Origin of the sequence: Vibrio artabrorum (assembly GCF_024347295.1) — a bacterium.
In the GTDB taxonomy this organism is placed as follows: domain Bacteria; phylum Pseudomonadota; class Gammaproteobacteria; order Enterobacterales; family Vibrionaceae; genus Vibrio; species Vibrio artabrorum.
Map to the genome: position 1 here is coordinate 1,605,446 of NZ_AP025458.1, position 14,101 is coordinate 1,619,546.

The 14,101-nt window shown below is 41.7% G+C and carries 7 protein-coding genes and 1 pseudogene; 1 reads left to right on the plus strand and 7 read right to left on the minus strand.

All coding sequences use genetic code 11. From position 1 onward, the window contains the following. Nucleotides 1-328: 328 nt before the first annotated feature. The 6 genes and pseudogenes from OCU36_RS07170 to OCU36_RS07195 form a co-directional block, all read right to left on the minus strand. Complete coding sequence (locus OCU36_RS07170) at nucleotides 329-1,438, minus strand: restriction endonuclease subunit S (protein WP_261837384.1); 1,110 nt, start codon at nucleotides 1,436-1,438, stop codon at nucleotides 329-331. Next, on the minus strand, nucleotides 1,435-3,030 hold the full coding sequence (locus OCU36_RS07175) for a class I SAM-dependent DNA methyltransferase (RefSeq protein ID WP_261837385.1): 1,596 nt from the start codon (nucleotides 3,028-3,030) through the stop codon (nucleotides 1,435-1,437). The genes OCU36_RS07170 and OCU36_RS07175 overlap by 4 nt, the downstream gene beginning before the upstream one ends. A gap of 157 nt (nucleotides 3,031-3,187) precedes the next feature. Next, complete coding sequence (locus tag OCU36_RS07180) at nucleotides 3,188-6,625, minus strand: DEAD/DEAH box helicase family protein (protein ID WP_261837386.1); 3,438 nt, start codon at nucleotides 6,623-6,625, stop codon at nucleotides 3,188-3,190. A 79-nt stretch (nucleotides 6,626-6,704) separates the two neighbouring features. Beyond that, on the minus strand, nucleotides 6,705-8,141 hold the full coding sequence (locus OCU36_RS07185; RefSeq protein WP_261837387.1) for a sigma-54 interaction domain-containing protein: 1,437 nt from the start codon (nucleotides 8,139-8,141) through the stop codon (nucleotides 6,705-6,707). Nucleotides 8,142-8,241: 100 nt separating this feature from the next. Then, nucleotides 8,242-11,133 carry a UvrD-helicase domain-containing protein gene (locus OCU36_RS07190; RefSeq protein ID WP_261837388.1) on the minus strand — a complete coding sequence of 964 codons (2,892 nt, stop codon included), beginning with the start codon at nucleotides 11,131-11,133 and terminating at the stop codon, nucleotides 8,242-8,244. 153 nt (nucleotides 11,134-11,286) lie between these two features. Continuing rightward, nucleotides 11,287-11,442: pseudogene (locus OCU36_RS07195) on the minus strand (HNH endonuclease); the annotation flags it as partial. A 247-nt stretch (nucleotides 11,443-11,689) separates the two neighbouring features. Here OCU36_RS07195 and OCU36_RS07200 point away from each other — a divergent pair. Next, nucleotides 11,690-12,840 (plus strand): IS3 family transposase gene (locus OCU36_RS07200; protein ID WP_261837389.1). Its coding sequence is split into 2 segments (ribosomal slippage): nucleotides 11,690-11,933 and nucleotides 11,933-12,840, totalling 1,152 coding nucleotides; the frame shifts between segments, so codons are not numbered across the junction. A gap of 223 nt (nucleotides 12,841-13,063) precedes the next feature. Here the strand turns inward: OCU36_RS07200 and OCU36_RS07205 are convergent. Further along, the gene (locus OCU36_RS07205; protein WP_261837390.1) at nucleotides 13,064-13,894 is read right to left on the minus strand and encodes an EAL domain-containing protein; all 831 of its coding nucleotides are present in this window, start codon (nucleotides 13,892-13,894) and stop codon (nucleotides 13,064-13,066) included. Nucleotides 13,895-14,101 lie beyond the last annotated feature (207 nt).

A 14,101-nucleotide genomic window follows, 5' to 3' on the forward strand; every position in this document is an offset into this window, starting at 1 on the left:
AAATACTTCGCACTTAGCCATTTTTATACAAGCCAATGCATTGCAACAAACATTCCGATTAGTAACAAGTTGATTTATCAAGGAATAAGTCGGTAATCACACTTTAACTTTGGAAGTTAAATTACCAAGGTGTAATTAATTTTACAGTTAAGTTTAGAGGAAAGGGGTTATTTGAATAACCACTGATATGATAGGAACAATTGGGATCTCAACTTGACTTTTATGCCGTTGAAACCACCAACGGAAAGCAATGTTGTTTAACGATATTTAAAGTAGAACAAGCCTAACCTTTGAGCAAAAAAAAGGCATCCGAAGATACCTCTTAAATTTATAGTTCGCCTGAGAAAGCTTTTTGGGAAACACTATCAAAAAGCTCATTAAACTCAGTTGCTTCATTTGTTTGATACTGGTTATAGAGTCCAGCAACAATTTTAGCAAACGTTCTTTGAAGAGGTAATGGTGGTAATGGTACGTCAGTATTGTTCAAAGAACCCACGTTAAAGTGCTTTTGAACCTGCCCTCTCTGTTCTGACAAAACAATTTTTTTTCCACCATCAGAATTCATAAAAAATGCGAAGAATTGTGGGTCTATCAAATCTATTTTTGGCGTCGCAATAAGAATATCTATAGCATTAACTCCATCAAATTCTTGACAAACAACAGCTGTTTTTCCTGGTTGGCCTGATCTAACAATAACTAAATCACCCTTATAAACTCTCGTTTTTGAAAGTATTGATTCATTATCAGATTTCGATACATAGACTAAGTTATCTGGCCGGATTCCATAGTACCCAATATTCAAAGATCTTAGCGCTGGTACACCAGCTTCAACATAATATGACGATGGTTTAACGACAATACCAACGGTAATTCTATTAAATAGATCTTTGCATAATCTAACTTCCCACCCCTTCGGGTTCGTTACCGGATCACCAAACATATCCAAAAACACGCTGCGTAAGAACTCATCAGCAAGGTCAATGGCTTGCTTGCGTTTCTGGCGGATGGCATCGGCTTTATCCAAAATGGCAGCGATGCGTTTTTGTTCGTCTAATGGTGGAAGTGGGATTTCTGTGTCATAAAAGTCATCACGATTTAAACCTGGAATCGAAGTAGTGATTGTCTTCTTTTCTAATTGAGCAACACTAAGGGCATAATAAAGGTAGCGCCAATCAAGTTGCTCTGACTCTTTTAACGTTAGGTAATATGCCGTATCAATAACCCAACCACCATCTGGTGCCCAAACGACTTTTCCAACAGATCCTTTTCTTCCCACTATTATGGTTTGGGAGTGAACTAGAGATTCGTTATGATTCCCTACAAAGCCTGCGCTACCAAATACTTGATTATCTCCATTTTCATCACGATTTTCTTTTTTAAGAGCTTTACCATAATGAGCAGTGACGAGCTCTCTCAGAGGGCGCTTGAGCCAACTCATAGCATCGACTCCAGTTCATTGAGGTCAGCCAGGATCTCGTTTTCTAGCGCTTTGAGTTTACCTAGAATCACTTTTGGCTCTTCATACCTTTCTTGCTCGTACACCACTTCTTTGTAACGGTTGATCGACAGGTCATATTTGTTCGACTTGATGTCGTCTTTCGCTACCAAGAACGCTTTTTGGGTTTTGTCTGACCACTGCTCAGTAGACTGACCTTCGGCTACGGCCGCTTGATAGGCTTTGTACTGCTTAACGAGATCTGGTAAGTCGTTATCTTTGATTAGGGTACGCTTATCGTCTAACGAACGGCCATCGGCTTGCACGTCGTAGAACCAAACCTTGTCTGTGCTGCCACCTTTGGTGAAGATTAAAATTGCAGTCGACACACCAGCGTATGGCTTAAACACGCCACTTGGTAGTGAAATAACCGCTTCTAACTGGTTATCTTCAATTAGGTGTTTACGCAGTGCTTGGTGTGCTTTAGAGCTACCAAATAGCACGCCGTCAGGCACAACTGTTGCGCTACGACCACCGGTCTTAAGCATGCGTTGGATCAGAGCAACAAACAGCAGTTCGGTCTTTTTAGTTTTCACAACTTTTAGAATGGCTGGATCGACGTCTTCTTCATCTAGGCTGCCCTTAAATGGCGGGTTGGCTAGGATGATATCGAAGCCATTTTTTGCCTCAGTAGGATATCGTTCAATAAAGCTCTGGCTAAGGGTGTCTTGGTAATGAATGTCTGGTTGTTTTACGCCGTGCATTACTAGGTTCATTGCCGCGACACGCAACATGGTCGAGTCAAAGTCAAAACCGTGGAACATGTCGTAATCGATATGGGCGCGGTTTTCAAGCTTGTCACCTGCGTACAGATAGTTAAAGATCGGATTGCCGTTAATGTCTAATACTGGCTTGCCTTCTTCATCAAACGCTTGCTCTTTCTCTGTACCTTCTGGTGAAGAGTATTTCTCTAATAGGTATTCGTACGTCGATGAAAGAAAGCCGCCAGTGCCACAAGCAGGGTCACAAATACGGTGTGTTTCTTCTACATCGAGCATTTCTATCATCGCTCGAATGATATGGCGCGGTGTACGGAACTGACCGTTAATACCTGCGGTGGTCAATTTTGAAAGCAAGTACTCGTACAAATCGCCTTTTACATCTTTGTTTTCTAGCGGCAGCTCGCTCACCAACTCTACCGCTTTGACTAATAACGATGGCTTTTGGATCATCAACTGCGCGTCTTTCATAAATTCAGTAAACAAAGTGTCATCGCTGGTCAGCTCTTTAAAGAATGGAAATAGCTCATCTTTAACCAATGGGTAAAGCTTTTCCGCACCTAAGTGACGGAAGTTTTCCCAGCGGATATGTTGCTTATCCTTCTCTTTGTCTTCGCTCATAGGGAAACGACGTGCAAATGGCTTACCAGTACGAGCGCTACGCTTCTCATCATTACGCTCATTCATGTCTAACATACGGGCGTACATCAAGTAAGTGATTTGCTCAACGACGGTTAGAGGGTTGGTAATGCCTCCCGTCCAAAACTCTTCCCATAGTTTATTAACTTGGCTTTTTAATGGACCTGATGTAATCATTATTTATTCTCTTAGCTTTTCGCTTGACTGCTTGCTTCATTCTTCGGCAAAGCTAGTTAGGGAGCAACCAGCGGCGTATTCAGAGCCTTAATTCAAGGTAGTAGCCGCTGGTTTTTAATGTGTGTAGTGTAATCAGCTTACTATGTTAACCAAAGGGCTAATTCACTGCTTTCTCGACGCTTGATTGTTTATTACCCAAATGCACGCTAAAGCGACGCACAAATTGTTCAACTACATCTGCTTGTGCAGGGTTTGGGAACACGCCGTCTAATCCCGCATCGTCAATTTGATTAAATGGTGCGTCATAAAGAGCTTCAATATCAACGCTGCCATAACGACATAAGTGATTCTTAAGCATACCGATAAAACGCTGCTGTCTTGAATTCAAGTGAGTATGGACTTGTTGAACGAATGCAGTAAATTCATGCTCAATTTGTTGTTCATCCATCCCTACAATCGTTCGTAAAATCTGGTCTAGTTCGGCAGTTGATTCAGGGAAGAACTCTTTGAGTGTATGTAAATCCACATTTGGGTTTTGTGTATGCACCAGTGCATTCAGTGTTGATAAATCAGCTTCTGTCACCGCTTGCCCGCCACGTATTTTCTGAAGCACAATGTTAGATTCAAACAGTGGCGTCAGTGTTTTTTCAACTTCTTGACGGTAGATCTCGTAATCCACAGTGATGATGTCGGTTTTAATCTCTTCTGTTTCATAGAGCGTTGGATCTTCACGTAGGTCAATAATAGGCGTTTGCGGTGCAGGAGGCGCTACGCCTTTATCACGCAAGTGGATAACCGTGCGTAAATTATGGCGACACGCTTCTACCGCAAAATAATCGGCATCACTCAAATAGCTGGGTTGTTGAATCTGCTTGATCGTTGCCGCTTTACTACGCACTTCATTTAGATGCATCGACAGACTGATGACTTTGTCTAAGATCGGCGGTGCCTCTAACTCAACTTTACTTGGCTGCTGCAGTTTGGTGAGTTGCAATTGTAAGAATTGCAGGTCTAAACGCAGCGCTTCACTTTCACCAGTAGTCTTCTTCCACTGCATCAGAGGTGCCATTTCGTCAAAGAGTAACGCTTTAGTATCTGGCGCCATCTGCATTAAACGTTTTTCTTCACTCAGCTGTGCTTTTAGTTTCCATTTCTCGCGTACCGCGATGGTTTGATCATTTAGAGAGTCAATGTCTGCCTTAATCTGCGGTATAACGTCGGCAAAGATCTCCATTTCTGCTTTTTTAAGCGCTTCGACGGCAAGCACTAATTTGGCTTCAAATACTTTTTGTGCCAAAGATTTACTTTGCGTTCCTTCATCCTCATCAGGGTTCATTTTGAAATGCTCAAAGTTGCCCCAGTGGTCGAAGATGAGGAAGTGTTTTTTATCTGAGCCAGGTCCGTACAAGTTTTCACATAAACGTGTACCACGCCCTACCATTTGCCAAAATTTCACTTTTGATTTTATAGGCTTAGCAAAGATCAAGTTAACGCATTCAGGTACATCTATACCGGTGTCTAACATATCAACTGAGACTGCAATGGTAACTTCATCATCGTTACCTTCAGTACTTTTGAAATTGTCGATAAGCTCTTCTGCTCTCTCATATTTTGAGTGGATAACTCGGCAAAAATTTCCACCCATATCTGGGTACATTTCACTAAACAACTCAGCTAGCAGTTCGGCGTGAGCGATGTTTCTTGCAAAGATAATCGATTTACCAGGAAGTTGGTCATCCACATCTTTTAAACCCTTTTCCATTAGGTTGCGGATGATTGCTCGGTTGGTATCTTTATTGAATATGGCTTTATCAACCTGCTTCGCATCGAAATCCAGAGTGTTTGGATCAATACCTTGATCTTCTAGTTCTGCAATCTGCTCATCCGTCAGTTCGCTTGCCTTAATGCCGTCACGTAAGAATTGAGTTGTGTGAGTAACGACTTTAAATGGAACTAAGTTTTTCTCTTCAATCGCTTGCTCAAGTGGGTAGTTCGCCGTCGGCATTTTGTAATCACAGCCGAATAACTGACTGGTTGAGCGCGAAATCATCTCAACAGGCGTCGCGGTTAAACCCACTTGTAATGCATCGAAATATTTGAATAGCTCGCCGTACTTGTTGTAAATCGAACGATGCGATTCATCAGCAACGATCAGGTCAAAGTGGCCAACATCATACTCTTCATAATTTTGGATCATACCCGGATAGGTCGCGATAACAATACGCGCCTTTGAAGCTAGTTCTTTCTTACTTTTACCTTTGATGAAAAGCGGCTCTTTAGTGTGCTCATTAAACGCATTACCAGCCTGTTTACGTAGCTCTTTTCGGTCACATAAGAACAGAATACGTTTCGCCCAACCTGCATCTAACAAGCGCTTGGCTAAAGCAATAGAGACTCGCGTTTTACCCGTCCCGGTTGCCTGTACAATAAGGGCCTTTCGATGCTTGTTTGAAAAGCGCTCACAAATACGGCTGATGCTTTCCATTTGATATAAACGACCCGCAACTTTTGTATCAATGGGTGTGCTGTTTAGATCTTTCTTTAACTCTCGTTGAAGAATCAGATATTGAAGGCTGTCTTTTGAGTAATAGCCAAAAATCAGTCTAGGTGCGTAGCCCTGAGCATCATCCCAAATATAGATTTCGTAGCCGTTAGTGTAGAAAATGACTGGGCGCTGGCCGGTACTTGCTTCTAGAGCGTCTGCATATAATTTTGCTTGCTCACGACCTGCATTAGCATCTTTTCGAGTTCGTTTAGCTTCAATGACAGCCAGTGGCTTTCCATTGTCATCCCACAGAACATAGTCGCAAAAACCTTTACCTGTTGTAGTAGGCTGCCCATCGACTTCATACTCTTTTGACACCTGTTCCGTGCTTTCATTATCAAGAGCGACATCCCAACCTTCACTGCGTAATTCAGCATCAATGAGACGCTTACGAGTTTCGGCTTCATTAAAGTCAAAACTGCTTTTTAGTGACAGGGTATTAGTGCGAATTTTATCGGCTTTAACGTGATCAGTTTGCTGTTTCAGCTGAGCGGCTTGTTTCTGAGCTTCTAACTGCGCTTGCTTTACTTCTTCTAATTCTTTTAGCGCTTTCTTAAGAAGATCGTCATTTTGGTTAAGCTTCTGCTGTAATAGTTTGTTCTTTCTCTTGAACTCAGCTTTAGACTCTTCACCCGTTGGCGCATTGTCTGGGACAGTAAATTTAGGGCAACCTTTTATATCACCGTCGCCATAGGCCATATAGAGCCAGCAACCAATAAAGTAAGACTCTTTCAACAACCAAATTGAATCATGTTGTGAGACTTTCCCTTCATGGGCAGCCTTGTTGCCCCCCTTGCGGACAGCGTGAAATTTATCAGCAATGGTTTTATCAACAACCGAGGTAAAAGCGCCACTGACGAGTTTGTCGTGCATTGAAGCATTGGGAGCAACAGGTAGGTGAAGTTCTTGGTATAGATAACCAACAATTTTTTCAACATAACAACGTAGCTTGACGAGAGCACTTTGCGGATCAACAACGGCATACGTTTCAGCAAAAGCACCAAGCTCAGCTAACTCTGGCCACTGTTCTCTCAAATGTTCAAAATTCATAGACTTCTTCACCTTTCTGTCTCCTAAGATGAGTGATACTTTGCAACGTTTACGCCAATTTCAAACTTGGTTGTTTTTATTATTCCAAACTAAGCGTTTTCAGCCAGTTATTCAGCGTTTGATGATTATTTAAACCCAACGATTTTGCAGCTTTAGATTTGTTTCCAGCAGCATAATCCATCGCAGATTCAATTGCACTTTTCTTTATATTATCAATATGTTGCTGAAGGTCACCAGGGACCCTAAATTCACCATTGTTCACCGAAGTTAGGTCACGACTTATTATCGCGACCTCCAAATCTTGTTTAGTGACCTCTTTACCTTCCGACCATAATACGGCTCGGTTTAATGTGTTCCATAGCTCACGAATATTACCCGGCCAGCTGTATGCTTCTGCAAATTCTATTGCAGACTTGGAAATATTCTTACTCTCAAATAAGGGATGAGTCTTCATCTGCTGGTTTATCTCGATCATCAACTCTTCGATCAGGAAAGGGATCTCTTCTGAACGCGCCCTTAACGAAGGCAACTCAATCACTCCAACGGCTAGCCGATAGAAAAGATCTTCACGAAAAGACTCGTCAGAAACCATTTTAAAAAGGTCACGGTGTGTCGCAGCGATAATCCTCACATCAACACTTTTCGTGGCAACGTCTCCCACCTTTGTAATTTCCTGCTGCTGCAATGCCCTAAGTAATTTAACTTGAACGGTTAAAGAGAGTTCACCAACTTCATCAAGAAATAATGTTCCACCATTTGCTTGCTCAAATAACCCTGCATGATCTTGGTGTGCCCCTGTAAACGCACCTTTTACATGACCAAACAAAATGGAATCAACCAAATTTTCAGGTAAAGCACCACAGTTAACAGCTTTAAATGGCTTATCAGCACGAAGACTGGCTTTATGAATACCTTTTGCCATCACTTCTTTACCGGTACCACTTTCTCCGAGTAGCAAAGCCGGTAGATCAGCATAAGCCAATCGTTGCGCTTTCTTGATGACGTTCTGCATGACAGTAGATTTGGCCGTAATCGAATCAAAAGCACTATTGAGAGACGGTGTTTTTGAAGCAAGTTGAGCAATAGCTGTTGACGAGGATTTTTGATATTCAGCAGAAAAGTCTACAGGTACATCAACTTCGATTAACTGACCTTGAGGGGTAGTTTGAACTAACTGACATTTCGCAATACTCTTTCCAAGTAGAACAGAAACGACTGTCATTGCAGGCGTACCAGAGGTCAGGTTTAGAAAAATACCATCAGCCTGATCAGAGACATAAGCCAGTTGCTTGTGCATGACTTTGGTAATTGCAGTGTAATCAATTGGAGATGATAACCTGATACGTTGAATCTTTACTGAAGTATTGGAACGCCCGGCACAAGCAAGCTTTTTTTCAAGCCACTCTTTGTAATCATGCCATTCATCTTCCCATGTACTAGCCAGAATCACGACATCATCAATTGCTGGCGCTTTTAACGCAATAGTCGCAATTGAAGCTGTTTTATCTAGCTTCATCTGATCAAGGTCTGTTCTTCCAAGCCAACTAAGCAAGGTTGCCATTCTATCTTCCGTAATTATCTTTACTTATTGATAAATACTTTACAGCAATAGTCTCTTAGTTGATATTCAACTGCTCTAGTTTCTGCGTATAACCACAATTTTTATCTGCATTTTTTCTATATGTCGAACAACTCCAGAACTGACCGTACTTCCCATTTCTTAGCTTCATCTCACTTCCACAACGCTTGCAGAGAGGGCGAATGTCGCCACACTCTTCGTTGATGCACTCCTGAAAGCCAGGCTTAGTTGTACTGCTCATTGGGCTGCCACACTGGCTACAAGGGGTTTCTTTGTGCTTACAACGAGGATAGAACGAACAAGACAAGAACTTACCGTAGCGACTAACGCGCTCTTTCAATATTCCTGTTTTACAGCTGCTACAAGAAATTTGTTCAAACAGTTTCTGTACAAACGATGCATCAAATTCATCGGTATCTACGTAGTATTTGTTCTTTATGAGTTCGACAACAAAATCACTGACATCCGTCATATCTGCTAATAGGTACGCTCTATGTTTTGCTCTGGTTAAAGCGACATAAAAAAGGCGCCTCTCTTCAGCAAATTCGTAATCATCACCTTTAGGCAATAGCGCGTCCACCAGCGGAGGGGTTACTTTTTGAGACGGGAAACCATTCTTACCCGTTATTAATCCCATAATGATGACATAATCGGCTTCTTTACCCTTAGAGGCATGGAATGACTGACAATTAATTTGTAATGATGGGTATTGTCTATTAATTTCTTGAAGCTGCTGGTAATCAGGCATTTGATGCCAAAACCTGGCTAGGAGATACACCTTATTCTGCGCTGGTTTACCTGAGGTATGAACGCAAGCCAAAACAGCATTAAGCGCTTTTTCTAGGGGAGATACACTTTGTTCATTTCTACCTTGTCTGAGTATCGATACAGCAGGCTTGTTAACCTTAATCAGGGACTGAATGTCTTTTTTGATTTGTACTGGGTTTCTGGTGACAAATTGCGTTGCCACATCTCCAATCGCACTGTTAAAACGAAACGTTAAATCCAATTTTGTTTCCGAAGTCGCACCGAAATACTCAACAAAATTGGTAGTCAGCTTAACGTCTGCGCCACTAAAGCGATAGATAGCCTGCCAATCATCCCCAACGCAAAACAGCGAGGTACCAGGCAGTGAATCACGCAACGCCTTGACAAGCCTAGCTCTGGGCTCTGAGATGTCTTGAAACTCATCTACTAAGATGTATTTCCAGGACGAAACAAACTGTCCGGTTTGGACATACATCAATGCTTTACTGATCATGTCATTGAAATCTATCCACTGCTTTTCACGAAGAAACAGCTCATACCGATTGTATAGTGGATACAACAGCTCTAATGCTTTCTCTGTTTGCTTAGGATCGATTGAATTTCTAATGACGTTCTCTATCGCAACATCATCAAGACAAGCTGCTTTGTACATATCCACCAAAGCACTAAATAATTTAGCCAATTCTGTTACTTGGCCTAACTGGCGAAGGTTATTAAGTAAATCCTGCGGAGGGATGGGGTTAAATTCGACTTCACGCTCCAACAATTTATTTTCAAGCACCTGAAGAAGCTTTCCAACTTTATGCTGGTGGTAGAACACCTCAACATAACCAGTCTGGTATTGCTTGTGCGTTTGGCGTTTCCATTCAATCGACTCTTGATAGCGAACTTTATCAATCCACGGGGCTGTATTACCGTGCTCATCAGTACCGTAGTATTCAATGTAAATATCGTGGTCTGGTAAATAAAAGTCTGGGTGATATTGACGATATTGATCTGTACTTACGTCAAATCGATAGCTCGCCTCATACTCATAATTAATTCCTTTTCTAAATAACCAGTTAGCAATGACAACCTCACCGTAACTCTTTACCTGATCCCCTTTCAACGAACGGATGTCATTATCAGTTAAGTACTGTAAATACTCACCTTCACTTTGAAACTCAAAAGGATTCTTATCAACAAAATAATACGAGCTGAAGTACTCAAGTAAAGACTCACGATAGCCATCATCAAGCATGAGTTGCTCTAGGTTATCGTTCATCCATTTTGATTTAGCTTTAATGTCGTCTTCAAATGGGGATAGGTTTGGTTTTGAACCTTCGACTTCGGCGATAATTTTCATACCTAAGCTATGGAAGGTGCTGGCTCCCACGTCATCAAAACCCAGTTTGTCTTTGATGCGCTCGTCCATTTCCTTAGCTGCAATACGCCCGTAAGCCAGTAGCAAGATATCATTTGCAGTCGCTTGATCACTATTAATCAGATACCCAGTTCTACCAACCATAACACTCGTTTTACCGGTACCCGCCCCGGCTAAAAGCAGATTGTTGTCGTTATCCGTAATACAAGCGATTCGCTGCTTCTCTGTTAACGGATTAGATTCGACGTTGTCGAAAAACATTCCGTATTCTGTTAGCTGATTTTTAACGTAGGCATCGCGTATATTCTCAATATCTGACGGCTTCCAGGCACAAATTACATCGAGTGTGTGAGCGACCTGTTGGGCTAGTTCGCTTAACCCTAAAGCTGACCGCCATCCCTTCCACCTTTTCGCTTCTTTATTTGCGATGGTTTGAAAGCTTCGAGTTTCAGACGTTCTAATAAAACTTGCGGCAGAGGCATTTTCCACTTGGTCCAAAAATGGAATCAGTTTCTGAGCGTTACTGTTGGCCCAAAAAGGAAAGAAAGTGTGTTTGTGTCGATGTGTAAATAGGTAGCTCAACATCGGAACGGACAAACCGGCGTTATTTGTTTCAAACGACAAAACGCCACCTGAAAAGCCTAATTTGGCTACTGGAGGAGCAACTATCGTATCCCACTTGTACAACGTTTTTATATTGTCTTTGAAGATGGTAATACCGTCTTCGTTAACGTTTACCTGTTGTCGCTTGCCAAGAAGGTGTGCCAAAAAGTTGGTTTTGAGGAGAAGTTTCGTCATTAAAAATACAATCGCAAAGTTGGAATGATAACGTTATATGCAACTGTAGTTTACATGACAAAGTATGAACTATAGTGATCTACATCGGTATTGAAGGGAATAGAGCTCTGACTTTTATCCAGAGCACTCTGAAGGTATTGAGCAAGTATTCAATTAGCGTCCTTTAAATAACTCGCCTCGATGATAACGAAGGTATGGTCTGTGATCCGGCATGATTCTAAATGCCATATCTTCCTTCAAACCGATCACATCCGGGGACTCCAAGTAGCTTGAAATGAGTACCTTTCCGTGATCATCAACGGAGATGAAACGCTTTATCTACAACAGTGTTTTCGTTGTAACAGGAGGTATTTTCAGACTTAAACTGACCCATATATCAATCTCATTCGTTGATACATGAGTCGGTTGGAGATGATGATAAGTCTTAATAATTGTGACTTGGGTTGCTGCGCGTTATTACGGTAGCAAACCAGGGTTATGCCTTTGAACGTAACTGATCCGCACCAAAAGTTTTGGACACTGAGTTAAGTGAGTACAATCACTAACGAGGTGAACAATGACAACTAAGAAAACACGAATCAAACATGCTCCTGAATTTAAAGCTGAAGCACTTAAGTTAGCAGAGAAAGTGAGGGGCGCTGCGGCTGCACGGCAGCTATCGTTATATGAATCCCAGATCTATGGATGGCGTAAAGCCGTCAAAAAAGACGCGAAAGTCAGTGATAGAGAAAGAGAGCTCGCCACCGAAAATGCCAAACTCAAACGATTATTGGCAGAGCAAGCTGAAGAGCTAGATATCGTAAAAAAGGCCGCCACCTACTTCGCGAAAAATCTAAAGTAGATTGCTATGAGTTTATGCTCAAACACCTTATGCAATATAGGATTGTCCGTATGGCTAAGGTGTTTGGGGTTTCTCGAAGTGGGTTTTATTACTGGATTGATAATCGCAATAAAGTCACTCAACGAAACGAGCACCGCAAGCAACTTGATATCAAAGTTCGCGAAGTCTTTGATGATAAAAAGGAACGTGATGGTGCAAGGCGTATTCAAAAAGAACTTGAAGAAAATGGTAATAAGCACGATGTAAAAACCATCGCCGCGAGCATGAAGCGTCAGGGACTCGTTGCGAAGGCCGCCCGTAAGTTCAAAAGCACGACAGACAGTAAGCATAGGCTTCCCGTTGCCCCGAACTTGCTTGACCAAGACTTTAATGCGACAGCCCCAAATCAAAAATGGGCTGGAGATATCACCTATCTCGCGACTAGCGAAGGCTGGATGTATTTAGCTGTTATTATCGACCTGTATTCACGGCAAGTCGTTGGTTGGTCAATGAGTACAAGAATGACCGCAACTCTTGTCTGTGATGCGCTATCAATGGCTTTGTTCCGCAGAGGCATGCCAGAAGGAATGATTATCCACAGTGATAGAGGCAGCCAATATTGCTCAAAAGACTACCGAGACTTAATCGCAGCTCATAATTTAAAACAAAGTATGAGTAGGAAGGGAAATTGCTGGGATAACGCCTGTGTTGAAAGCTTTTTCCACACAATGAAAGTAGAAGCCATCCAATACGAGCCGATAATGACGCGAGAAGAGATGCACCAAGCGCTTTTTGAATATATCGAAGTTGATTATAATCGAACAAGAAGGCACAGTGCTCTTGGGTATCTAAGCCCAGTTAACTTTGAAAAACAATATGTCGCTTAATGCGGTGTCCAGTCTGACTGGAGCAGATCACATATCAACGACTCCACTTGTGCATACAGCGTCATTAGTTAATAACTAAGCGCTCGGATACCATCCAGTATTAGAGAAAGTAAAATCAGGGGATAATCTACAGCTCAATGTTAAACATTACGTGGTCAAACATCCTCACTGATTTTAGAGCTTGGAGGATAGCTAATCATCCAAAACTTCAAGATACAAGTGGTCAACTAAAAAGCGATTCGGGTTCCATGTTGTTATCGTATAAAGTTATTGCATTTTCAACAAATCGTTGAGTTTGTAGCATCGAAAGTGGTTTAGAGAAATAGAACCCTTGAATCAAATCACAACCTAACATCTGCAACTGACGAAACTGATCGTAAACTTCTACACCTTCCGCCACCACTTTGATATTGAGACTGTGCGCGAGTTCGATTGAACTTCTAACCGCGGCCATGTGTTTATAGCTACGGAGCATCTGCTTAACAAAATTCATATCAATTTTAAGCTCTGTAAACGGACCTTCAACTAACCGAGTAAGGGAGGAGTTGCCAGTTCCAAAGTCATCGATTGAGAGCTGTATTCCTTTCATTCTAAGGCGACTCATTACCTTAAGTAAGTCACAATTTCTTTTCGGTGCTCGAATTTCAGTGAGTTCCAATATCAAATTGCTAGGTGGAAACGCAAACTTGCTTAAAGCATTAATCACTGCCTGTATAAAGCCACATTCGGTCAATACCAGAGCTTCTACATTGACACTAACACTGAGTGAATAACCGCTCTCGTGTAGCTTTTTAACAGCAGATAACGCTTTTTCTAGTACGATTTTAAATAGATCGTAACTTCGACCAACTTGGTGAACTACGTCTAAAAAGTAGAATGGTGATAGGATCCCATAATTTGAATGATTCCACCTGACCAAGGCTTCTAACCTGACCGTTCTCCCTGACTTTATAGATGCTTGAGGTTGAAAATAGACATCAAACTGATCATTAACAAATGCAACGTTAATATCCGACTCTGTGGGAGAAAACTGAACGATATGATCTTTATTCATATACAACCCCTTGTCTCAAAAATTCAGTTTGCATATCTTCGCTGCATCTGTATGTTCCCTAAAGAACACTTCCAAAATTAATTACGTGTTAATTTCCATAAAATCAAAAAATGGCTTTGTTATGGAATTCAATGGAACTAAATCAAAAACCTACGGCCCGCTCAGCTACGTCCACTACTTCTCGTAGAACTATACCTAAACATCTTA